1 protein-coding gene is annotated in these 390 nt (G+C 67.9%); it reads left to right on the forward strand.

Translation table 11 applies throughout. From position 1 onward, the window contains the following. A partial coding sequence (locus NR072_RS05290) for a transposase (protein WP_256836417.1) occupies window positions 1-287 on the forward strand: 287 nt, incomplete at its 5' end. Window positions 288-390: the final 103 nt, after the last annotated feature.

The following is a 390-nucleotide window of genomic DNA, read 5'->3' on the forward strand; positions in this document are numbered from 1 at the left end:
TCGCGTTCACCTCGTTCCCGAGGGACGTGTGGTCCCAGATCTGGTCGAACAACCCCGCCGAGCGGCTGAACCGGGAGATCCGGCGCCGCACGGACGCGGTAGGGATCTTCCCGAACCGAGACGCCGTGATCCGGCTCGTAGGGGCCGTGCTGGCCGAACAGACCGATGAATGGGCCGAAGGCCGCCGCTATCTCGGACTCGAGTTGTTGGCCCGCTGCTCTAACCAGGACCCGGACACCCCCTCGACAACCGGAGCGAGCGCGGAGGTGATGCCGACCCTGGCCTGACTCTCATGCCTTGAAGGTCGTTACACCACTTCCAGGGACTTGACCGTGAGCCGCCCCACGGTGGCCACCTGGGTGGCCCGCTACCGCGCCGAGGGCGAGGCCG

This window comes from Micrococcus sp. Mcc89 (genome assembly GCF_024519795.1).
Classification (GTDB): Bacteria; Actinomycetota; Actinomycetes; order Actinomycetales; family Micrococcaceae; genus Micrococcus; species Micrococcus luteus.